The organism is Vibrio sp. Vf1514 (genome assembly GCF_052076135.1).
Lineage (GTDB): Bacteria > Pseudomonadota > Gammaproteobacteria > Enterobacterales > Vibrionaceae > Vibrio > Vibrio furnissii.
Genome location: NZ_CP197267.1, coordinates 799,472 through 821,345 on the forward strand (window position 1 = coordinate 799,472; position 21,874 = coordinate 821,345).

Below are 21,874 nucleotides of genomic sequence, written 5' to 3' on the forward strand. Positions count from 1 at the left end.
TCAAAAAAATGATTAACGGTTACAATGTAAAAAGTGACCTATTCTCTGACCCTTATTATGAAAAAAACGACTCTTCTTTGTTTGACGCTGGCGGCAACGTTCTATTATCCGTCGGCGTTTGCCGCTGGTGCTGCGAAAGCGATTCCCGTGGTGATCGAACCTGTACAAAATCATCAAGTTTCGCAAACCCTGTCTTTGGTGGGCAAATTGAAAGCCGATCAATCGGTTTATATCGCTTCGGAAGTTTCCGGTAAAGTGGATGTGATTGCGGTCAAGGCCAATCAACAGGTGAAAAAAGGCCAACTGCTCGTGCAGTTAAATGATGACAAAATTCGCGCCGCGGTGAATGAGGCCAATGCTTATCTGCGAGATGAGCAGCGCAAGCTGACTGAGTTTGAACGGTTGGTGAAACGCAACGCGATCACGCAAACTGAAATCGACGCACAAAAAGCCAGTGTGGAAATTGCCCAAGCCCGTCTCGATGCTGCCAAAGCCAATCTAGGCGATTTACGGATTACCGCACCATTTGATGGCACGGTCGGATTCATCGATTTTAGCCGCGGCAAAATGGTCAGCGCGGGCAATGACTTGCTGACACTAGATAACCTGTCTTTAATGCAGTTGGATTTGCAAGTGCCAGAGCGCTATCTATCAAAGATTAAACGCGGCATGACGGTGATCGGCCAAACCGGTGCATGGCCCGGTCGTAGCTTTGAAGGCAAAGTGGTTGGCATCGATTCGCGCATCAATCAAGAAACGCTCAACTTGCGCGTCCGTATTCACTTTAGTAATCAAGAGCGTTTGCTCAAACCGGGCATGTTGATTTCCGCCAAACTCGACTTTGAGCCGATCAGCGCGCCCATCATTCCCGTGCAAGCGTTGGAATACTCAGGCACCAAGCGTTTTGTTTATGTGGTCAATGACGATCGTATCGCCCAGCGAACGGAAGTGCATTTGGGCGCCCGGATTGAGAACGAAGTTGTGATTGAGGATGGCCTCGCAATTGGTCAACGTATTGTGGTGCAGGGCATTGTGAATATGCGCGACGGTGTGGCTGTGACAGAAGTGAACGCGTCGGGTCAGCCGATTGAACAAGGTGCGCAATAATGTGGTTGTCTGATGTCTCGGTCAAAAGGCCGGTGGCCGCTGTCGTGCTCAGTTTGTTGCTGTGTGTGTTTGGCTTCGTCTCTTTTTCTAAATTGTCGGTACGCGAAATGCCGGACATTGAAAGTCCGGTGGTCTCGGTCACCACGCGTTACGATGGTGCATCCGCAACCATCATCGAAAACCAGATCACCTCGGTGTTGGAAGACCAACTGGCCGGGATCAGTGGCATTGATGAGATCACCTCCGTCACTCGAAACGGCAGTTCGCGGATCACCATTACCTTTGAGCTCGGTTATGACCTTAATACAGGGGTGAGTGATGTGCGTGATGCGGTCGCAAGAGCGCAGCGCAACCTGCCTGATGCGGCGGACGATCCGCAGGTATTCAAAAACAATGGATCGGGTGAAGCGTCGGTGTACATCAACCTCAGCTCTTCGGTCATGGACCGCACGCAGCTCACCGATTACATCGAACGTGTGCTTTCAGACCGGTTTAGCCTGATTTCCGGCGTGAGCTCGGTTGATATTTCTGGCGGTTTGTACAAAGTGATGTACGTGCGCCTCAAGCCGGAGTTGATGGCGGGGCGGGGCGTGACCACATCGGATATTTCCGATGCGTTGCGCCGTGAAAACATCGAAAGCCCAGGCGGAGAAGTGCGCAACGATTCCACCGTGATGTCCGTGCGCACCGCACGCACCTATCGCACACCTGAGGATTTTCAATATCTGGTGGTGAAACACGCCAGCGATCGCACGCCGATTTATCTCAAAGATGTGGCTGATGTCTTCATTGGGGCTGAGAACGAGAACTCGACCTTCAAAAGTGATGGCGTGGTCAACGTGAGCATGGGCATTGTGCCGCAGTCGGATGCAAACCCATTGGATGTGGCGAAACGCGTGCATCAGGAAGTGGATCAGATTCAAAAATTCTTGCCTGAGGGGACGCGTCTGGCGATCGACTACGATTCCACTGTGTTTATTGAACGTTCGATCAAAGAGGTCTACAGCACGCTGTTTATCACTGGCGGTCTGGTGATTTTGGTGTTGTATATTTTTATCGGTCAAGCCCGCGCCACCATCATCCCGGCGATTACGGTGCCGGTGTCCCTGATTTCCTCCTTTATTGCCGCGTATTACCTTGGATTTTCCATCAACCTGATCACGCTGATGGCGTTGATCCTGTCGATTGGTTTGGTGGTCGATGATGCCATTGTGGTGATGGAAAACATTTATCACCATATCGAACACGGTGAAAAGCCACTGATGGCAGCCTATAAAGGCGCGCGCGAAGTAGGCTTTGCCGTGATTGCCACCACCTTGGTGTTGGTGATGGTGTTTCTGCCGATTTCGTTTATGGACGGCATGGTCGGCTTGTTGTTTACCGAGTTCTCGGTATTGCTGGCGATGGCGGTGATTTTCTCATCCTTGATTGCGCTGACGCTAACGCCTGTGCTGAGTAGCAAAATTCTCAAAGCCCATGTGAAACCGAACCGTTTCAACAACGCGGTCGATTTTCTATTCGGCAAATTAGAAAGCGGCTATCGCGCGGCGCTGAAAAAAGCGCTGCATTGGAAATGGGCGGCGCCCGTGGTGATTTTGGCATGTATCGGTGGCAGTTACGGTTTGAATCAAAGTGTGCCGGCGCAACTTACGCCATCGGAAGACCGCGGCGTGATCTTTGCGTTTGTGCGTGGCGCTGATGCAACCAGTTACAACCGCATGTCGGCCAATATGGATTTGGTGGAAGAGCGTTTGATGCCGCTGCTGGGGCAAGGCTTTTTGAAGTCGTTCAGCATTCAGTCGCCTGCGTTTGGAGGCAGTGCGGGCGACCAAACCGGCTTTGTGATCATGATTCTCGACGACTGGAACGATCGCAGCATCACCGCTCAGGATGCGCTGGGACAAGTGCGCAAAGTGCTGACGGGCATTCCTGATGTGCGTGTGATTCCGTTTATGCCCGGTTTCCGTGGCGGATCCAATGAACCGGTGCAGTTTGTGCTGGGGGGCTCGGATTATGCGGAGTTGAGACATTGGGCAGAACTGTTGGAAGCGGAAGCCGCTCAATCGCCGATGATGACGGGTGTGGATATCAACTACTCGGAAAAAACGCCAGAGTTGGTGGTGACGGTGGACCGTCAGCGCGCAGCGGAACTCGGCATCAGCGTGCAAGATATCTCTGATACGTTGGAAGTGATGCTAGGCGGTAAAAGCGTGACGACATTCGTTGACCGAGGGGAAGAGTACGATGTGTACCTGCGCGGAGATGAAAACAGCTTTAATAATGCTGCGGATCTGACGCAGATATACATGCGCACGTCGTCTGGCGATCTGGTGACGCTTGATACGGTAACCAAGATTGAGGAAGTGGCCTCGTCGATTCGTTTGGCACACTACAACAAGCAAAAGGCGATCACCATTACCGCCAGCCTTGCGGATGGGTACACCTTAGGGCAAGCGCTGGATTTCTTGGATCAGAAAGCGCTGGAGATGCTGCCGAGTGATGTGTCGGTGAGCTATTCCGGTGAGTCGAAAGATTTCAAAGAGAACCAGTCGAGTGTGGCGATTGTGTTTGCGCTCGCATTGCTGGTGGCTTATTTGGTGTTGGCGGCGCAGTTTGAAAGCTTCATTAACCCTTTGGTGGTGATGTTTACCGTACCCATGGGTGTATTTGGCGGGTTTATTGGCTTGTACTTGATGGGGCAAGGCATGAACATCTACAGCCAAATTGGCATGATCATGTTGATTGGGATGGTGACCAAAAACGGCATTTTGATCGTCGAGTTTGCCAACCAGTTACGTGACCGCGGCTTGGCGTTTGAAACTGCGATTGTCGATGCGTCCGCGCGCCGGTTGCGTCCGATTCTGATGACGGCGTTTACCACGCTGGCCGGGTCAGTGCCGCTGATCCTCTCCACGGGCGCGGGCTATGAAAGCCGCGTGTCAGTCGGGACAGTGATTTTCTTTGGCATGGGCTTTTCGACCTTGGTCACGCTGTTTGTGATTCCGGCGATGTATCAGTTGATCTCGCGCTCGACGCAGGCGCCGGGTCACGTCGAAGCCGAGCTGCATCGCGAACTGGGCTACGATGTTCAGTCGCGACAGACTCACGAATAGCAAAAAGCCCGCTTCGGCGGGCTTTTTTGTGTCTTGTTCGCGGCTCAGCGATGATAGGTGACGGTATAGCGGGTGGGTTTATGGTTCATCGCCAATACCAGATTGAGCGCGATGGCCCCAAAAATCGACAGCAGAATCGTCCACGGGGATACAAAAAAGAACGACACCAACAGGATCAAGCAATCGATGGCCATTTGGCTTTTGCCCACGGAGAGGCCGAATTTGTCCTGAATGAACAGACACAATACGTTGAAACCGCCTAAACTGGAGCGATGGCGGAATAGGATCAGCATCCCTAATCCCATCAACAGACCTCCGGCCAACGCGCAATACACGTCATTGACGTTGTCAAAAGTGATGAACATCGCCAGATGATCGGTAAACAGCGAGACTAAAGCGCCGGAAATTGCACTGTTGATCGCGAAATGATGCCCAAAGCGTTTCCACGCCAATAAATAGAACGGGCAGTTGGCAATAAAATAGAGCCAACCAAAAGACCAAGGCAGAAAATGAGTCATCAGCAGCGCGAGGCCCGCTGTACCGCCCGTCAGTAATTGACCGGCCTGAAGAAAGAAGACGCCTTGTGCGACTAAGAAGGTTCCGGTCAGGATCGCAATCCAGTCCTCTTTGCGTGTGTGTTTTTCCATCAATCAATATTTTAAAGGCTGAGAATGGCGCGCATAGTAATGAAAAGCGGACATTTTCGGTAGCTCGCGAGGCGAATTTGAGGTAAACCTATGTAATTGCCGCTTTACAGGGTGTAAAGCATCAAATTGACACCAAGATGAGGTCGGATCAGCCTGAACCCTTCGGGATGAAATACTTCGTCAGTCACTATGAAAAAACTGCATGATATTTTCTTCAATTTGGGCTTTATGATAAAGATCAAATTATGTAGAATGCGCGCCAAAGAGGTGACGAAAACGTTTGCGTTGGGTCATTGTGTGGTTTTTTGCTAATTTCAGATAAATCTGAGTCAGGAGATACAGATGCTAAAGCGTGATATGAACATCGCTGATTACGATGCGGAGCTATTCGCAGCAATCCAAGAAGAAACTCTTCGCCAAGAGGAACACATTGAGCTTATCGCTTCAGAAAACTACACCAGCCCACGTGTGATGGAAGCGCAAGGCTCTCAGCTGACCAACAAATACGCTGAAGGTTACCCAGGCAAGCGTTACTACGGCGGCTGTGAGTACGTCGACAAAGCTGAATCTCTGGCAATCGACCGTGCGTGCCAACTGTTTGGTTGTGAATACGCAAACGTACAGCCACACTCTGGCTCTCAAGCAAACAGCGCTGTGTACATGGCACTGCTGAATCCTGGCGACACGGTTCTGGGTATGAGCCTGGCACACGGTGGTCACCTGACGCACGGTTCACCAGTGAACTTCTCTGGTAAACACTACAATGTGATTCCTTACGGCATCGATGAAGCGGGCCAAATCAACTACGACGAAATGGAAGCGCTGGCACTTGAGCACAAACCAAAGATGATCATCGGTGGTTTCTCAGCGTACTCGCAAATCGTTGATTGGAAACGCATGCGTGAAATCGCAGACAAAGTAGACGCGTACCTGTTCGTTGACATGGCGCACGTTGCGGGCCTGATCGCTGCGGGTGTTTACCCAACGCCAATCCCACACGCACACGTTGTTACGACAACCACGCACAAAACGTTGGCCGGTCCACGCGGTGGCCTGATCCTGTCGAACGCTGGCGAAGAGATGTACAAAAAGCTGAACTCAGCTGTATTCCCTGGCGGCCAAGGTGGTCCTCTGATGCACGTGATCGCGGGTAAAGCGGTGGCGTTCAAAGAAGCGATGGAGCCTGAATTCAAAGCGTATCAAGAGCGCGTGGTGAAGAACGCCAAAGCGATGGTGGCTCAGTTCCAAGAACGCGGCTACAAAATTGTTTCCAACGGTACTGAAAACCACCTGTTCTTGGTTGACCTGATCGACAAAGACATCACCGGTAAAGAAGCGGATGCCGCGCTGGGTGCTGCGAACATTACCGTGAATAAAAACTCAGTACCGAACGATCCACGTAGCCCATTCGTGACGTCTGGTATTCGTGTCGGTACTCCTGCGATCACGCGTCGTGGCTTCACTGAAGACGATGCGAAAACGCTGGCGAACTGGATGTGTGACGTTCTGGACAACATCAATGATCAAGCGGTGATTGATGCAACCAAACAGAAAGTTCTGGATATCTGTAAACGTCTGCCAGTGTACGCATAAGCGTTCTCTTGTGACGAAAAAGGCCTGCATAGATTGCAGGCCTTTTTAATGGATGACCGTTTATAAGAATGTCATCAAATCTGATTATTTAGCGATGCTGAGCAAAGTGCCTGATTTGCATTTAAACAGGTAGTAGCTGTTGCTCTCACTGAATTTGCCCAATCCTTCACCGTCACAGTAATCGATGTTGATATCGCGCATGGTTTGCAGTGTGCTTTCACTTTGCAGGGCGAATTTCGACCCGTCGGCGCACACGATGCGGACTTTGCCATCGTCGCTGACCGAGTAAATGTTCACTTCGGTGTTGCACAGTTCAAAAGAGGCTTCGCGGAAATTATCCTGTTTGGTGTTCGATGCACAACCTGACGCGATCGCCACTGCCATCATGGCCAGTAGGCTCAGTTTTTTCATTCGAGTGATCCTTATGATGCGGGAGCATATGACCGCGCTACCTGTTCAAGCAAATTGTTCTTCAAGCAAATAGTTCGGAAATAGATAGCGGAAAGTTTAGACTATTTTGCCTAGCAAGCTCAAGCCCATCGGCGTCGTAATTGCATCAGGTTGCGTATTTCTGACAGAGCGACACCCGATATGACCGAGACCTTTCGTTTTGGCAGGGTACATAAAAACAAAGCCGGCACTGGGCCGGCTTTGTCTTGTTGGGCGTGATTACTTCACTTCCATCCCTTTGGCTTGCAAATCGGCATGGTAAGACGAACGCACAAAAGGACCACAAGCGGCGTGAGTGAAGCCGAGTTCCAGCGCGATGTCTTTCAGTTCATCGAATTCTGAAGGTGGCACGTAGCGCTCAACGGGCAAGTGGTGACGGCTTGGTGCCAAGTATTGACCCAGCGTCAGCATGGTTACGCCATGCGCGCGTAGATCTTTCAACACTTCCACAATCTCTTCTTTGGTTTCACCCAAGCCCATCATCAGGCCTGACTTGGTGGGAACATTTGGGTGCATCTCTTTAAATTTTTGTAGCAGTTCCAGTGACCATTTGTAGTTCGCACCCGGGCGAGCTTTGCGGTACAAGCGCGGCGCTGTTTCCAAGTTGTGGTTAAATACGTCTGGCGGGTTGTCTTTGAGCAGATCCAACGCCACGTCCATACGACCACGGAAATCTGGCACCAAGGTTTCGATACGAATCTCTGGGTTCAGGGCACGAATTTCGCGGTTACAGTCGGCGAAGTGCTGCGCACCACCATCACGCAGGTCATCACGGTCAACCGAGGTGATCACCACGTATTTCAATTTCATGTCTTTGATGGTTTGCGCCAGTTTTTGTGGCTCTTGGGCATCGGGTGTCAGTGGGCGACCATGGGCAACGTCACAGAATGGGCAGCGGCGGGTACAGATGGCACCCAGAATCATAAAGGTTGCAGTGCCGTGGTTGAAACATTCGGCCAGGTTCGGGCAAGACGCCTCCTCACACACGGAGTGCAGGTTGTTTTTACGCATTGCCGATTTGATGTCTTGAATGCGTTGGCTGTCTGCTGGCAGTTTGATTTTCATCCATTCCGGCTTACGCAGCACTTGTTTCTGTTCTGCAGGCATATTTTTTACAGGAATTAATGCCATTTTATCGGCGTCACGGTATTTCACGCCTTTTTCCATTTGGATCGGTTTGCTCATGCTCTATTTACCTATGACAGGTGCTTCTGTGCTGAATTCTACTTCCTCGTAACCAAACAGGCTGACGAGTTCTTTTATGAGTTGTTGCTCGACATCTTCTATACGTGCCGGGCCGCCTAAATCGCTCACTTGTACCATCTCCATTCCTTGATAACCGCATGGGTTGATGCGCAGGAATGGGGAAAGATCCATGTTGACGTTGAGCGCTAAACCATGGAATGAGCAGCCTTTGCGAATTCGCAGGCCGAGTGAGCAGATTTTCTTTCCTTCGACATAAACGCCTGGCGCGTCCGGGCGTGCGGCAGCGTCGATATTGTAAGCGTTTAGCGTGTTAATTACGAGGTTCTCAATATCCGTGACAAGCTCGCGAACGCCGAGTTTTTTGCGGCGCAGATTAATCAGAAAGTAGGCCACGATCTGACCTGAACCATGATAGGTGACTTGCCCGCCCCGGTCACTTTGTACCACCGGAATGTCGCCCGTATTGAGAAGGTGCTCCGCTTTACCGGCCTGACCCTGAGTAAATACGGGATTATGTTCCACAAGCCACACTTCATCGCGTGTGGTGTCATCACGCTGGTCGGTAAAGTCGTGCATGGCTTGCCAAACAGGATGGTAATCCTGTCGACCTAATCGTCTGACAACAAGCTGGTTATCCATCATCAAAGTCCGTCAGTGATATATAAAGTGTTTGGATTATAAACGTCTTGAGCTATTTGAACTACTCATGGCGGTTAACTTTTTGTCCTTAAGTTTTGTGTCACTATTTTAACTTTTTGATAAATAAACAAAAAGCAGCACAAGGCTGCTTTCAAAAAATTTTGAATAAATCAAATATTTGTAGATAAACGAGACTTACAACACCATGCGAACGATTTCGATATCGCCGAGCTCTTTGTAAAGGACTTCGACCTGGTCAATCGACGTTGCAGTAATGGTGATGGATACCGAGTGGTAGTTCCCTTTGCCACTAGGTTTCACGCGTGGGCTGTAGTCACCTGGAGCATGGCGCTGAATCACTTCCAACACAAGCTCTGGCAATTCCGGTTTCGCGTGGCCCATCACTTTGTAAGTGAACGAGCACGGGAACTCAAGCAGGTCTTTCAATTTTGCATCAGAGTTGATGGTTAACATATTGGAAACTCCAAGTTGGGCATTCGATCAAACGGTGACGAATAGTACAGTCAATCGAATGGGATCTCAAGTGAACAAAAAAGCCGCACAAGGCGGCTTTTTTTACTGATCGGATAGGGATCAGAATAAGCCTTTGAACAGTAGAACAATGTAGTCCCACAGACGGCTGAACATGCTGCCTTCTTCAACATCCTCTAATGCCATTAGCGGGTATTGAGCCACATCTTCACCGTTCAGCTGGTAATACAGTTTACCAACCACATCACCTTTCTTAATTGGGGCTTTTAGCTCTTTTTCAAGGACAAAGCTTGCGGTTAGATCTTTGGCTTGGCCGCGAGGCAGTGTCACATAGGTGTCTTCGTCTACACCCAGAGCAACTGTTGACTTGTCGCCCATCCAGATTTTCTCATCAACGAAGGTTTCACCCGCTTTGTGTGGCGCCACGGTTTCAAAGAAACGGAAGCCGTAACTCAGCAGTTTTTTGCTTTCTGATTTACGCGCGTTCATGTCTTTGGTGCCCATCACAACCGCGATCAAACGCATCTTCCCTTCAGTGGCAGAGCTCACCAAGCTGTAACCAGCATTGCTGGTGTGACCGGTTTTGATGCCGTCCACGTTCATGCTTTTATCCCACAGCAGTCCGTTACGGTTGTATTGCGTAATGCCGTTGTAGGTGAATTTTTGTTGTGAGTAAATCTTATACTCGTCTGGCACGTCGCGGATCAGCGCTTGGCCCAGCAGTGCCATGTCGTATGGCGTTGAGTACAAGTTCGGGTCATCAAGCCCGTGGACGTTTGCAAAATGCGTTTCTTGCATGCCCAGCGTGTCGGCCCATGCGTTCATTAGATCAACAAAGGCGTCTTCAGAACCGGCAATGTGTTCAGCCATGGCCACACACGCATCGTTACCGGATTGGACGATGATGCCTTGGTTCAGGTCACGCACTTTCACCGTGGTGCCCACTTCGATGAACATTTTTGAAGAATCAGGGAAGTTCTTCGCCCATGCGTTGCGGCTGATGGTCACGTCGTCATCGTTCGTGATGTTGCCGCGCTTCAGTTCCTGACCGATGACATAGCTGGTCATCATTTTGGTCAAGCTGGCTGGCGACAGTTTGGTGTGCATTTCTTTCTCGGCAAGAACTTTGCCTGAATGGTAGTCAATCAGTACAAAACCTTTCGCAGCGATCTGTGGCGCATCTGGAATTACGACAGGAGAAGCGAAGGCCGCGGTTGAGAAAGTAGCGGAAAGCGCAATGGAAGACGCTAAAACAGAATTTAGGATGCTTTTTTTCATGATGAATGCGAATAGTGTATTTAATTGTCCAATATCTTAACAGAAACGACTTCTCAAACCAGACCCGAATGCTTGGCTGGTCGGGTTTGAGTGGTCATCATTGCGTGACGGGGTGCTTTTTTATAAAAGCGGTGTCATATCCCATCGCTTTCACCTTTTCCAAGGTGTCCTGCGTCAGGGTGTAATCACTGAATGGCCCTAGAAAGAGCCGGTGACTACGGTTAACACTCTCAACAAAACTTTGCACCGATAAGCTTTGACCAAGGTTTTGCGCTAAAGTTCGAACTCTTTCTTCATGTTGCGAAGATGCCACCTGAATGATGTATTGAGGCGCGCCGGCTTTAGGCTTGACGTTGGTCGGTTGTGTGACCTGAATGGCTTCGATTTCAACGTTGGCCGTTCCGGTCTGAACGACGCCCAGTTTATACGCCGCTGCATAACTTAAATCAATGATGCGTCCATCATGGAATGGCCCGCGGTCGTTGACGCGAACTACGGTTGATTTGCCATTATCCAAGTTGGTGACTTTGACGTAAGACGGCAGCGGCAATGTTTTGTGAGCGGCGGTCATCGAGTACATGTCGTAGATTTCGCCGTTAGACGTCAGATGGCCATGAAACTTCTTGCCATACCAAGACGCTTGACCACGCTCTTTGAAATCCGTGGTGTTTTTGACGATTTGGTAATTCTGGCCGCGTAACGTGTAATCTTTGTTTCCACCCAAACTATAAGGTTCGTACTGCGGATGCGCATCTTCAATGTGTTCAACCGAAATCGGAGCCTTCGGCGCCACATCATCTTTGATATCATAGCGACCGGAAGACGAACTACACCCGGCCAGAATGGCAACGGTGCATACGCTGAATAGGAGCGTGGATTGCTTCATGAATTAGTTTGCCTTTGAAAACGCTTTTCTATGGGTGTGGATAGACATCAGAATGCCAAACCCGGCCATGAGGGTAACCATAGACGTACCGCCATAACTGATCAATGGAAGTGGCACACCCACTACCGGCAAAATACCGCTCACCATCCCAATGTTAACAAACACGTAAACAAAGAAACTCAGCACGATACTGCCCGCCATCATGCGGCCAAATGCAGTTTGTGCGTTGCTGGCGAGGTACAAGCCCCGGCCAATGATAAACAGATACACTGCCAGCAGTGCAAGAATGCCTATCATGCCCCATTCTTCCGCGATGACTGCAAAGATAAAGTCAGTATGTCGCTCTGGAAGAAATTCTAGGTTGGATTGCGTGCCGTGTAACCACCCTTTGCCGGCGATACCGCCTGAACCAATGGCAATTTTACTCTGAATGATGTGATATCCGGCGCCCAAGGGATCCGATTCCGGATTGAACAGGGTGCGCACACGCGTTTTTTGGTATTCGTGCATCAGGAAATACCACAGCACCGGAATAAAGGCGCCAACCGCCATGGCGGCGGCGATGATAATCTTCCAGCTGATGCCGGCCAAGAAAATTACGAAAATCCCTGATGCGGCAATCAGAATGGAGGTACCGAGGTCAGGCTGCTTGGCAATCAAAATGGTCGGGACGAACACCATCACCAAAGAAATAACCAAGGTTTGGAAACTCGGTGGCAGTGGGCGCTTACCAATGTAGCGCGCCACCATCAGCGGTACCGCCAGTTTCAACAGTTCCGATGGCTGAAAACGGACAAAGCCCAAGTTCAACCAGCGCTGCGCGCCTTTTGAGATTTCACCAAACAGCAGCACGCCCAGCAACAGCGCGACACCGACGAAAAATAGGGCGGGCGCCAAGCGTTCATAAGTGCGTGGTGGCAACTGCGCCAAGCCAATCATGACCGCGAGCGCCAAAACCATGCGCATCGCTTGGCGATCCATCATCGCTAAACTTTGGCCACTGGCGCTGTACATCACCACCAGACCAAAGCCCATTACAACCAATAAACCAAGTAGCAGCGGCAGGTCGATGTGTAAACGTTCAAAGAACGCCCGGTTCTGACCGGTAGAGGGATCCATTTTCATTATTTGTCAGCCTCTTTTTTGCCCAGAATGACGCGGTCAAAGATTTGTCTGACCACGGGTGCGCCGTTGCTCGACCCACCACCGGCGTTTTCCAGCACGATGGTGACAATCGCTTGCGGATCATCCACCGGTGCAAACCCGGTAAACAGCGCGTGGTCACGTAGGTGTTCCGCCAGTTCTTCGGCGTTGTATTCCTGTCCTTCAGCCAAGCCAAACACCTGCGCTGTACCGGATTTACCGGCGCTTTTGTATTGCAGCCCTTGGAATGCGCGTCGCGCGGTGCCGCGTTTACCATGGTTCACCAGATACATCCCTTCGATCGCCATGTCCCAGTACTTGTCGGGCACGCCTGTGATCGGCGGGTACGTTACGTATTCGGTCTCTTTTTGGGTGGAGAATTCTTCACCGTTGTTAATGGTAGAGCGCAACAAGTGCGGCGCAATCACTTGGCCGTGATGCACCAGAACCGATGTTGCCTTGGCAAGCTGCATTGGTGTGGCCGTCCAGTACCCTTGGCCGATACCGACCGGAATGGTATCGCCCTGATACCAAGGGGTGCGGTGACGCGCCATTTTCCAGTCGCGGGTTGGCATGTTGGCTTTGCTCTCTTCCGAAATATCAATGCCGGTGTAATCTCCAAAGCCAAACTTCATCATCCATTCCGACAAGCGGTCGATGCCCATGTCATAAGCGATTTGATAGAAGAAGGTATCCACCGATTCTTCCAGCGCTTTGATGATGTCGACTCGGCCATGGCCCCAACGCAACCAGTCGCGGAATGGTCGGGTTTTGGAATTTGGAATGCGCCAGTAGCCCGGATCGTTACGCGTGGTGTTGGGCGTAATGACGCCTTCTTCCAGTGCGGAGACCGCAATAAATGGTTTTACCGTTGAACCCGGAGGGTAAATACCCAGCGTGGTCCGGTTAACCAGTGGGCGATCTTTGTCGTTGAGCAGTGCATTGTAATCTTTGCCAGAAATACCGTGCACAAAGGCATTGGGATCGTAGCTTGGGCTCGATACCATCGCCAGTACGCCGTTATCTTTTGGATCGAGCACCACCGCCGAACCTCGGCGACCATTGAGTAGGTTGTGCACGTACAGCTGCAGGTTGATGTCGAGGTTGAGCACGATGTCTTTGCCCGGAGTGGGCGGCACGTATTTCAGCGTACGGATCACGCGCCCGCGGCTGTTGACTTCCACTTCTTGGTAGCCAGCTTCACCGTGCAATAAATCTTCGTAGTAGCGTTCGATACCCAGTTTGCCGATGTCGCGTGTGGCTTGGTAATTGGCTTCTTTGCCTTCACGCACCAAGCGTTCGATATCGCGGTCATTGATGCGCGACACGTAGCCGATCACGTGGGTCAACACCTCGCCATATGGGTAGTAGCGCTTGAGGTTGGCAGTGACCGAGACGCCGGGAAACTTGTGTTGCTGGACGGAGAACTTGGCGACGTCTTCTTCATTCAACTGCGTGAGAATCGGCACAGAATTGAAGCGACGGGTTTGGCGGCGTTCTTTATCAAAGGCAGCAATTTGCTCTGGCGTGATGGTTAAAATTTGTTGTAAACGGGCGATGGTCTCGTCCATGTTTTTAACTTTTTCTGGTGTGATTTCTAAGTTAAAAACCGGGCGGTTTTCGGCCAGAAGAATCCCGTTTCGATCATAGATGAGGCCGCGATTGGGCGCGATAGGGACGACTTTAATTCGGTTGTCGTTTGAACGGGTTTTGTAGTCTTGATACTGGTTCACCTGAATGTTGTACAGGTTGGCGAGCAGAATGCCCATCATCAAAACAATGGCGATAAAAGACACCACAGCGCGGTTACGGAATAACCGCGCTTCAGCCAAGTAGTCTCGAATGGGGCTACGCTTACGTAACATCAGGGTCTATTCTCGGTGATAAGGGTGATTGGCTGTAATGCTCCACGCTCGGTATAGGCTCTCTGCCATCACGACGCGCACCAACGGATGAGGCAGTGTCAGCGGTGACAGCGACCAGCTCTGTTCCGCGGCCGCTTTACAAGCCGGTGCCAGACCTTCCGGTTCACCAATCAAAATGGACACATCACGTGCATCCATTTTCCAGCTTTCCAGCTGTTCGGCAAGCTGTTCGGTATCCCAACGTTTGCCAGGAATATCGAGCGTCACAATTCGGTTGCCTTTGGGCACGGCAGCCAGCATGGCTTCGCCTTCTTTTTGCAGAATTCTTGCAATGTCGGCGTTTTTACCGCGTTTGCCGGCCGAAATTTCAATCAGCTCCAGTGGCATATCATGTGGAAAGCGGCGACGGTATTCCTGAAAACCTTCTTCCACCCACTTTGGCATTTTCGTGCCGACGGCAATCAGTTGAATTTTCACGCTTAGCCCCAGAGTTTTTCCAGCTGGTACATCGCGCGATGTTCTTCCTGCATCACGTGCAGCATGGTGGTGCCGAGATCGACCACAACCCATTCACCTTCGTTTTCGCCATTCATGCCCAGTGGATCCACACCGGCTTTTTTCGCTTCACTCGCAACATGATCGGCAATCGATGAAACGTGTCGCTTGGACGTGCCAGTACAGATGATCATGTAATCGGTGACGCTGGATTTGCCTTGAACGTCTAGGGTGACGATGTCTACCGCTTTCATGTCGTCGGCTTTGTCTGCAAGAAAGTCTTTTAATTCTTCGCGTTGCAAGGGGATGTCCTCTGAGATATCTAATATAAAAATGATTGGGTCAAAGCGCGGCAGTATATCACGCTTTTAGGCTGGCAACGGTAAGTTTGCCTGTGCCACACAACATTCGAGGCTTAACTGCTGCAGCAATGGCCAAGGCGATTGCTCATACTGAGTTTTTGCCACAATTTCACTTTGAGCAAGCAATTGCACTAAGTGGTGTAAGCGCTGAATGGACAGGCGTTGTAACGCTGCGGAATAGAGTGGGCGTTTGTTCTGCCAGACGCGGTGTTTTTCAAAGATGGCGCCCAGCGGTTGATGATTCATTGCCACGCGCATATGTAGCAGTTGCACCAGCTCTTTTTGCGCGGTGCGCATCAGAATAATCGGTTCCACATCCTCGGCAGCCAGTTGACGTAAAATGCGTTGCGCGCGATTGGCTTTGCCTTCGAGTAGGGCATCGACCCAATGAAATGGCGTGTAGTGGTTGTTGCGACTCAGTGACTCTTCCAGTCGAATCAACGTCAGTTGACCATCGGGATAAAGCAGTGCGAGCTTTTCTAAGCTCTGGGCGAGGGCAAACAGGTTACCTTCATGCCACTGTGCCAGCATTTGAATCGCTTCGGCATCAGGGGAGAGCCCCAGCGCGCGGCAACGCGCGGCGACAAATTGTGGCAGGCGACTGATGTCGGGGGTTAAGCAGTTGACCAGACACCCTTCAGCCATCAGGGCTTTAAACCATGCGGTGTTTTCTTGCGCCTTGGTCAGTTTGGCGCCAACGATCAGCAGCAAAATGTCCGGATTGAGGGTTTGCGCGAGCTTGGTCAGTTCTTTGCCGATAGCGGCATTGATGCCCGCTTCTGGAATTTCCAGCTCGATCACTTGACGGCTGGAAAACAGGCTCATGGACTGGCAGCAGTCATAGACCTCATGCCAATCGAGGCTGGCATCCACATTGAAATGGTGTTTTTCTTCAAAGCCCTGTTCACGCGCTTTACGCTCAATGGCGCTGCGCGATTCTTGGATCAGCAGGGGCTCATTACCAAACACTAGGTAAACGGGCTGCAGCGCTCGGTTGAGCGCTTCGACCAGTTTGTCAGCATAGAGTCTCATCGCAAGGCCTACTGCGTCTCGATGCTGTTGGAGGAAGGTGCAACGCGCTCTTCAATGGTGTCGATTTTGTAGCCAGATTTCGTGTTGTTTGGCTGAAGAGCGTCGGCGCTGTCCATGGTTCCTTCTTGAATGGAGGCTTTTAGACGGGCCATTTGACGAATGATTTGGCTTGCAGCCAGTTTGCGCATTTCGTCTTCAATCATGTCACGTTCCACGGATTTTGCCAGTGCTGTCAGTGGGTTGTCCAAGTAACTGCGCGTCACGCTGGTGGAGAAAGTTTTATCGCCCAACTCGGGAATGGTCACTCGGTAAGACGCGCGGAATGTCAGTTCTTTTTCTGCGGCGCGCGCATTTTGATACAACGACAGGGTGCGTTCGCTGATGCTTTCGCTCACCAGATGCAGGTTAGGTACATTTTCCGCAGGTTCAACCAATTTGATTTCGTTGAGGCGCAGTTGGCCTTTCACAAAACGGGTGAAGCTGCTGTATTGGTCGTAACTGGTGAGCGACATGGTGCTCAACTCTTCCGGGATATCATAATCACCACGGAGATGGAAACCGCAGGCACTAAGTAGGGTGGCGGTCAGGATAACCAGTGATAATTGGAACGTGGAAGGCAGTGTCAAACGCATGGGGCTCTGTTCTCATGAATTGGGTTTACTTATCTCAGTTCACCACAGCGATAAACTGAGATAAGTAAACAGGGCACAAGGCCCTGTTTACTGACCGTAAAATACGGAATTAGTTCGCCACGATGTTCAGCAGTTTTCCTGGAACATAGATGACTTTGCGGATGGTGAGACCATCGGTGAATTTCAGCACGTTTTCATCGTTCAGACCCAGCGCTTCAACCTGTTCTTTGGTTGCGTCCGCTGCGACAGTCAGTTTACCACGTAGCTTGCCGTTCACTTGAAGGACGATCAGCTTCTCATCTTCAACCAGTGCGGCTTCATCAAACATTGGCCAGCTTGCGCTGTCGATGTCGGCTTGACCCAGCGCGTTCCACATTTCAAAACAGATGTGTGGCGCGATTGGGTAGAGCATCACGGTGATCGCTTTCAGGGCTTCGTCCAAAATCGCACGATCTTGCGCATCGTCTTGTGGTGCTTTGCCTAGTTTGTTCATCAGTTCCATCACAGCCGCGATCGCGGTGTTGAAGGTTTGACGACGAGCAATGTCATCGGTCACTTTCGCGATGGTTTTGTGAACGTCACGACGTAGCGCTTTTTGATCGCCAGTCAGGGCAGCAGTATCCACTGCGGTTGCTTCACCTTTTTCGGTATGTTCACGAACCAGTTTCCACACACGTTTCAGGAAGCGGTTTGCTCCTTCCACGCCAGACTCTTGCCATTCCAGCGTCATATCGGCTGGTGATGCAAACATCATGAACAGACGGACGGTGTCGGCACCGTATTTGTCGACCATCTCTTGTGGGTCGATCCCGTTGTTTTTCGACTTAGACATTTTGATCATGCCTGAGTGTTCAACGCAGCGACCGTGTGAATCAACCGCTGTGCTGATACGGCCTTTACCGTCACGCTCAACTTTCACTTCGGTCGGAGATACCCACTCTTTCCCGCCTTTGTCGTTGGTGTAGTAGAAGGCGTCAGCCAGAACCATACCTTGACACAGCAGTTGCTTGAACGGTTCGTCAGACGTCACATAACCAGCATCACGCAGCAATTTGTGGAAGAAGCGTGAGTAAAGCAGGTGCATACACGCGTGCTCGATACCGCCGATGTATTGGTCTACGGGCAGCCAGTAGTTGGCTTTTTCTGGATCCAGAATGTCGTCTGCTTGTGGAGAACAGTAGCGTGCGTAGTACCAAGACGATTCCATGAAGGTATCGAAAGTATCGGTTTCACGCAGTGCTGGTTCGCCATTAAAGGTGGTTTCTGCCCACGCTTTATCGGCTTTGATTGGGCTGGTCACGCCATCCATGACCACATCTTCTGGCAGAATCACAGGCAGTTGGTCGGCGGGCACTGGGTGCACAACTCCGTCTTCTGTGGTCACCATTGGAATTGGTGCGCCCCAGTAACGTTGACGAGACACGCCCCAGTCACGTAGACGGAAGTTGACGGTTTTCACGCCTTTGCCTTCTGCTTCCAGTTTCGCTGCAATGGCATCGAAAGCGGCTTGGAATTCCAGACCGTCGAATTCACCTGAATCGAACAGGACGCCTTTTTCGGTGTATGCCGCTTCTGAGATATCCAGTTCGCTGCCATCAAGTGGCTTGATGACCGGAATGATGTCGAGGTTGTATTTGGTGGCAAATTCGAAGTCACGTTGGTCGTGCGCAGGAACGGCCATCACCGCACCTGTGCCGTAATCCATCAGTACGAAGTTCGCGACAAAGATTGGCACTTCACGGCCATTCAAAGGATGAATCGCGGTCAGGCCAGTGGCCATGCCTTTCTTCTCCATAGTCGCCAGTTCGGCTTCTGCCACTTTGGTGTTTTTACACTCGTCGATGAAAGCGGCCAGCGCAGGGTTTGATTTCGCGGCTTCGGTTGCCAGAGGGTGGCCCGCTGCGATCCCCACGTAAGTCACACCCATCAGGGTATCTGGACGCGTGGTGTACACTTCCAAGTCTTGCGCGTGGTCTTTCACGGCAAATTTCAGTTCCACACCTTCAGAACGGCCAATCCAGTTGCGCTGCATGGTTTTGACCATCTCAGGCCAGCCGTCAAGGTTGTCGAGGTCGTCGAGCAGTTCTTGTGCGTAAGCCGTGATCTTGATGAACCACTGCGGAATTTCTTTCTGCTCAACCGGCGTATCACAGCGCCAGCAGCAACCGTCTTCCACCTGTTCGTTGGCCAGAACGGTTTGGTCGTTCGGACACCAGTTCACAGAAGAGGTTTTCTTGTAAACCAGACCTTTCTCGTACAGTTTGGTGAAGAACTCTTGTTCCCAACGGTAGTATTCTGGACGGCAAGTTGCGAACTCACGATTCCAGTCGTAGCCAAAACCCAGCAGTTTCAGCTGGTTTTTCATGTATTCGATGTTTTCGTAAGTCCAAGGCGCCGGCGCGGTGTTATTTTTTACCGCGGCGTTTTCTGCCGGTAGACCGAATGCATCCCAGCCGATTGGCTGCATGACGTTTTTGCCTTGCAGACGCTGAAAGCGAGCAACCACATCACCGATGGTGTAGTTACGCACGTGACCCATGTGCAGTCGGCCGCTTGGGTACGGGAACATAGAAAGACAGTAGAATTTTTCTTTATTTGGGTCTTCACTTACAACGAAAGTCTTGTTGCTTTCCCAATGCTCTTGAACTTTTTGTTCAATGTCTTGCGGGTTGTATTGCTCTTGCATCGATATATCCGGTTATCTTGGAATTTGTGAGTTCAGTTTGAACAGATACTAATAGATCGTCATAGAATACCTAAAGCAAGGGAGCACAACAATAGCCAATCGGGTTTGAGAGAGGTGACTTATGCCAAAACAAAAAACGGGTTATGAAGCTTTACTCGAAGAGGTGGTCGAAACCCTCAAACAGAGTCCTGAAGAAGTGGACCATATTCTGGAAACATCGGGCAAGGTTGTGGCCGCTGCAAATGATCTGACCAAAGATGAACTGGCGCTGATTTCAGCTTACGTTAAATCGGATCTCAAAGAGTTTGCAGAGAGCTATGAAGAGGAAAAAAGCAGTCCGTTTTATGTGATGATTGCGAACTCCATTTGGCAAGGGCTGCTGGAGATCACGGATAAAACCAAAGTGGAGTGGGTGGAGCTGTTTCAGGATCTGGAACATCAAGGCTTGTACAAAGCGGGCGATATGATTGGCCTTGGAACGCTGGTGTGTGAAAACTGCGGCCATCGAGTCGACTACAACCATGCGACCGAAATTGTGCCGTGCATTCGTTGTGGCAAGACTGCTTTTAGTCGCTTACCGTTGAAACCGTAATGCTGAAACGGTGGTGCTGAAACCGTAGTCGAGGACCGGTTGAACAACCACAAAAAAAGAGTCCCAAGGGACTCTTTTTTCATCAGCATGGATGCGTTGACTCATGCCGATGCGGATTGATTCGGGGTGCGACGTTGAATCACCAGCGCGGCAACCAAACCAAACAGCGTCCAGAGATACAGCGGCCAACTGCCCAGTGTGTGATACGGCGTCTGACCTCGTGTTGGCACCATCTCGGCACGTAGCACACCGGTTTCAAACTGCGGCAACTGCGCAGTAATGCGGCCTTGGTAGTCGGTGACTGCCGTCAGGCCATTGTTGGTGGAACGAATCAGCGGTTTGCCTAACTCCAGCGCGCGCATTCGTGCGATTTCCATGTGTTGTAGCGGGCCTATTGAACGACCAAACCAAGCGTCATTTGACAAGGTGAGTAGAAAATCGGTCTCATCGGCGACGTTGGCGCGTACCTGTTCATTGAAGATGATTTCGTAGCACAGTGCCGGTGCCAATGCATGGCCGTTGGCCATGATGTTTGGCTGAACGTAATCCCCTTCGCTGAACGAAGACATGGGCAAGTTAAAGAACGGAGCCAATGGGCGTAGAATGCTTTCAAACGGCACAAATTCGCCAAATGGCAGCAGATGGTGCTTGTGGAAACGTTGCGCTAAATCGTAGTGATAATCGCCGTTTGGTGTTTCGCCGAGCGCCAAGATGCTGTTGAAGTAGCGTTTGTTGTCATCTTGATTGAGGATGCCGGTCAGCAACGCGCTGTGGTTCATGCGCGCAGCGGAATCGAGATTACGTAAAAAGGCCGGAATTTCAAATTCAAACGCTGGAATCGCCGCTTCGGGCCAGATGACGATATCGGCATCCCAGTTTTCACGCGTTAGATCGGTGTACTTCATGATGGTGGGCCAGCGTTGGCTGGGTAACCACTTGAGCGCTTGATCGATGTTGCCTTGAATCAAGGCCACCTTGGTGGTGCGCTGTGGCTGAGGGGTCACCCATTGTGCGGCATTCAGGCCGTATCCCACTGCAAACAGCACCGCGGGAATCACCAGCAACAGCACGCTTTTTTTCTGCCACGCCAGCGCCAAACTGCCTGCGCACAGTAGGACGACCAGCGTCAGCAGTTCTACGCCACCAAGTGGTGCGAAGTTAGCCAGTGGGCTGTCGATTTGGCTGTAGCCCAGCCATAGCCACGGAAAGCCCGTCATGACCCAGCCGCGCAGCCAATCGCAAATCAGCCACAGCACCGGTGCCGCCAGCAACAGTTTGCTACGGTTTGAGGTGGGGAAAAATCGATTGAGTGACCAAGCAAACAGGGCTGAGTAAATGGCCAGATAACCAACCAGCAGCGCCATCAAAAACAGGCTGGCAATCTTGGGCATGCCGCCAAAAGTGTCGATGCTGACGTGGACCCAACTGATGCCAAACCCAAACTGACCCAATCCCCAGGCATACCCGATCCAAGCCGACCGCTTGGTGGATTGACCATGTAACAACAGGAGTAACAAGCATGGGCTGAGAATGGCCAGTGGCCAGATCTGATAGGGAGCAAACGCTAGGGTGGTCAGCGCGCCAACAAAAGCGGCCGCAAGCGGCCGCATGAGGCGATGATTGAAAATATTCGTCATCTGCAACTTTTCTGATGCT

General features: G+C 51.1%; 19 protein-coding genes. 4 read left to right on the top strand and 15 right to left on the bottom strand.

Annotation, left to right across the window (positions count from 1 at the left end):
• Positions 1-57: 57 nt before the first annotated feature.
• On the top strand, positions 58-1,107 hold the full coding sequence (locus ACS18Q_RS03775) for an efflux RND transporter periplasmic adaptor subunit (RefSeq protein ID WP_041942604.1): 1,050 nt from the start codon (positions 58-60) through the stop codon (positions 1,105-1,107).
• Positions 1,107-4,220 (top strand): vibriobactin export RND transporter permease subunit VexH, encoded by a 3,114-nt coding sequence (gene vexH, locus ACS18Q_RS03780; protein WP_441257397.1) that lies wholly within the window; start codon positions 1,107-1,109, stop codon positions 4,218-4,220. The genes ACS18Q_RS03775 and vexH overlap by 1 nt, the downstream gene beginning before the upstream one ends.
• A 44-nt stretch (positions 4,221-4,264) precedes the next feature.
• On the opposite strand, the gene ACS18Q_RS03785 is transcribed toward vexH, so the two are convergent.
• The gene (locus ACS18Q_RS03785; RefSeq protein ID WP_004723939.1) at positions 4,265-4,867 is read right to left on the bottom strand and encodes a YitT family protein; all 603 of its coding nucleotides are present in this window, start codon (positions 4,865-4,867) and stop codon (positions 4,265-4,267) included.
• Between the two features lie 342 nt (positions 4,868-5,209).
• Between ACS18Q_RS03785 and glyA the strand changes: the two genes are divergently transcribed.
• Complete coding sequence (gene glyA, locus ACS18Q_RS03790; RefSeq protein ID WP_004723937.1) at positions 5,210-6,460, top strand: serine hydroxymethyltransferase; 1,251 nt, start codon at positions 5,210-5,212, stop codon at positions 6,458-6,460.
• An 84-nt stretch (positions 6,461-6,544) separates the two neighbouring features.
• Here the strand turns inward: glyA and ACS18Q_RS03795 are convergent, their stop codons facing one another.
• The 13 genes from ACS18Q_RS03795 to leuS form a co-directional block, all read right to left on the bottom strand.
• Positions 6,545-6,871 carry a hypothetical protein gene (locus ACS18Q_RS03795; RefSeq protein ID WP_004723935.1) on the bottom strand — a complete coding sequence of 109 codons (327 nt, stop codon included), beginning with the start codon at positions 6,869-6,871 and terminating at the stop codon, positions 6,545-6,547.
• 258 nt (positions 6,872-7,129) lie between these two features.
• A complete protein-coding gene (lipA, locus tag ACS18Q_RS03800) occupies positions 7,130-8,095 on the bottom strand; it encodes a lipoyl synthase (RefSeq protein ID WP_004723933.1) in 966 nt (321 codons plus the stop codon).
• Between the two features lie 3 nt (positions 8,096-8,098).
• The gene (lipB, locus tag ACS18Q_RS03805; protein ID WP_441257625.1) at positions 8,099-8,755 is read right to left on the bottom strand and encodes a lipoyl(octanoyl) transferase LipB; all 657 of its coding nucleotides are present in this window, start codon (positions 8,753-8,755) and stop codon (positions 8,099-8,101) included.
• Between the two features lie 195 nt (positions 8,756-8,950).
• Positions 8,951-9,229, bottom strand: coding sequence for a DUF493 family protein YbeD (ybeD, locus tag ACS18Q_RS03810; RefSeq protein WP_004723930.1), 279 nt, complete (start codon positions 9,227-9,229; stop codon positions 8,951-8,953).
• Positions 9,230-9,349: 120 nt separating this feature from the next.
• Complete coding sequence (locus ACS18Q_RS03815; RefSeq protein WP_441257398.1) at positions 9,350-10,525, bottom strand: serine hydrolase; 1,176 nt, start codon at positions 10,523-10,525, stop codon at positions 9,350-9,352.
• Between the two features lie 97 nt (positions 10,526-10,622).
• Complete coding sequence (locus ACS18Q_RS03820; protein WP_004723927.1) at positions 10,623-11,411, bottom strand: septal ring lytic transglycosylase RlpA family protein; 789 nt, start codon at positions 11,409-11,411, stop codon at positions 10,623-10,625.
• 3 nt (positions 11,412-11,414) lie between these two features.
• Complete coding sequence (gene rodA, locus ACS18Q_RS03825; RefSeq protein ID WP_004723924.1) at positions 11,415-12,536, bottom strand: rod shape-determining protein RodA; 1,122 nt, start codon at positions 12,534-12,536, stop codon at positions 11,415-11,417.
• On the bottom strand, positions 12,536-14,419 hold the full coding sequence (mrdA, locus tag ACS18Q_RS03830) for a penicillin-binding protein 2 (protein WP_004723923.1): 1,884 nt from the start codon (positions 14,417-14,419) through the stop codon (positions 12,536-12,538). Before mrdA ends, rodA begins: the two co-directional genes overlap by 1 nt.
• 6 nt (positions 14,420-14,425) lie before the next feature.
• Positions 14,426-14,896, bottom strand: a complete 471-nt coding sequence (gene rlmH / locus ACS18Q_RS03835) for a 23S rRNA (pseudouridine(1915)-N(3))-methyltransferase RlmH (RefSeq protein ID WP_441257399.1) — start codon at positions 14,894-14,896, stop codon at positions 14,426-14,428.
• A 2-nt stretch (positions 14,897-14,898) separates the two neighbouring features.
• A complete protein-coding gene (gene rsfS / locus ACS18Q_RS03840) occupies positions 14,899-15,216 on the bottom strand; it encodes a ribosome silencing factor (RefSeq protein ID WP_004723920.1) in 318 nt (105 codons plus the stop codon).
• 66 nt (positions 15,217-15,282) lie between these two features.
• Entirely contained in the window at positions 15,283-16,308 is a 1,026-nt protein-coding gene (gene holA, locus ACS18Q_RS03845) for a DNA polymerase III subunit delta (protein WP_014205565.1), read from the bottom strand.
• An 8-nt stretch (positions 16,309-16,316) separates the two neighbouring features.
• Complete coding sequence (locus ACS18Q_RS03850) at positions 16,317-16,940, bottom strand: LPS-assembly lipoprotein LptE (protein ID WP_014205564.1); 624 nt, start codon at positions 16,938-16,940, stop codon at positions 16,317-16,319.
• Between the two features lie 109 nt (positions 16,941-17,049).
• A complete protein-coding gene (gene leuS / locus ACS18Q_RS03855; protein ID WP_441257400.1) occupies positions 17,050-19,626 on the bottom strand; it encodes a leucine--tRNA ligase in 2,577 nt (858 codons plus the stop codon).
• A 121-nt stretch (positions 19,627-19,747) separates the two neighbouring features.
• On the opposite strand from leuS, the gene ACS18Q_RS03860 reads away from it, so the two are divergent.
• Complete coding sequence (locus ACS18Q_RS03860; RefSeq protein WP_004723914.1) at positions 19,748-20,218, top strand: zinc ribbon-containing protein; 471 nt, start codon at positions 19,748-19,750, stop codon at positions 20,216-20,218.
• Between the two features lie 101 nt (positions 20,219-20,319).
• Here the strand turns inward: ACS18Q_RS03860 and lnt are convergent, their stop codons facing one another.
• Positions 20,320-21,855 (bottom strand): apolipoprotein N-acyltransferase, encoded by a 1,536-nt coding sequence (gene lnt, locus ACS18Q_RS03865; protein ID WP_441257401.1) that lies wholly within the window; start codon positions 21,853-21,855, stop codon positions 20,320-20,322.
• Positions 21,856-21,874 lie beyond the last annotated feature (19 nt).

Excerpts from the sequence above, each read along its gene's own strand:
- ACS18Q_RS03775 (WP_041942604.1), top strand. The coding sequence starts at position 58 with ATGAAAAAAACGACTCTTCTTTGTTTGACGCTGGCGGCAACGTTCTAT.
- vexH (WP_441257397.1), top strand. The coding sequence starts at position 1,107 with ATGTGGTTGTCTGATGTCTCGGTCAAAAGGCCGGTGGCCGCTGTCGTG.
- ACS18Q_RS03785 (WP_004723939.1), bottom strand. The coding sequence starts at position 4,867 with ATGGAAAAACACACACGCAAAGAGGACTGGATTGCGATCCTGACCGGA.
- glyA (WP_004723937.1), top strand. The coding sequence starts at position 5,210 with ATGCTAAAGCGTGATATGAACATCGCTGATTACGATGCGGAGCTATTC.
- ACS18Q_RS03795 (WP_004723935.1), bottom strand. The coding sequence starts at position 6,871 with ATGAAAAAACTGAGCCTACTGGCCATGATGGCAGTGGCGATCGCGTCA.
- lipA (WP_004723933.1), bottom strand. The coding sequence starts at position 8,095 with ATGAGCAAACCGATCCAAATGGAAAAAGGCGTGAAATACCGTGACGCC.
- lipB (WP_441257625.1), bottom strand. The coding sequence starts at position 8,755 with ATGGATAACCAGCTTGTTGTCAGACGATTAGGTCGACAGGATTACCAT.
- ybeD (WP_004723930.1), bottom strand. The coding sequence starts at position 9,229 with ATGTTAACCATCAACTCTGATGCAAAATTGAAAGACCTGCTTGAGTTC.
- ACS18Q_RS03815 (WP_441257398.1), bottom strand. The coding sequence starts at position 10,525 with ATGAAAAAAAGCATCCTAAATTCTGTTTTAGCGTCTTCCATTGCGCTT.
- ACS18Q_RS03820 (WP_004723927.1), bottom strand. The coding sequence starts at position 11,411 with ATGAAGCAATCCACGCTCCTATTCAGCGTATGCACCGTTGCCATTCTG.
- rodA (WP_004723924.1), bottom strand. The coding sequence starts at position 12,536 with ATGAAAATGGATCCCTCTACCGGTCAGAACCGGGCGTTCTTTGAACGT.
- mrdA (WP_004723923.1), bottom strand. The coding sequence starts at position 14,419 with ATGTTACGTAAGCGTAGCCCCATTCGAGACTACTTGGCTGAAGCGCGG.
- holA (WP_014205565.1), bottom strand. The coding sequence starts at position 16,308 with ATGAGACTCTATGCTGACAAACTGGTCGAAGCGCTCAACCGAGCGCTG.
- ACS18Q_RS03850 (WP_014205564.1), bottom strand. The coding sequence starts at position 16,940 with ATGCGTTTGACACTGCCTTCCACGTTCCAATTATCACTGGTTATCCTG.
- leuS (WP_441257400.1), bottom strand. The coding sequence starts at position 19,626 with ATGCAAGAGCAATACAACCCGCAAGACATTGAACAAAAAGTTCAAGAG.
- ACS18Q_RS03860 (WP_004723914.1), top strand. The coding sequence starts at position 19,748 with ATGCCAAAACAAAAAACGGGTTATGAAGCTTTACTCGAAGAGGTGGTC.
- lnt (WP_441257401.1), bottom strand. The coding sequence starts at position 21,855 with ATGACGAATATTTTCAATCATCGCCTCATGCGGCCGCTTGCGGCCGCT.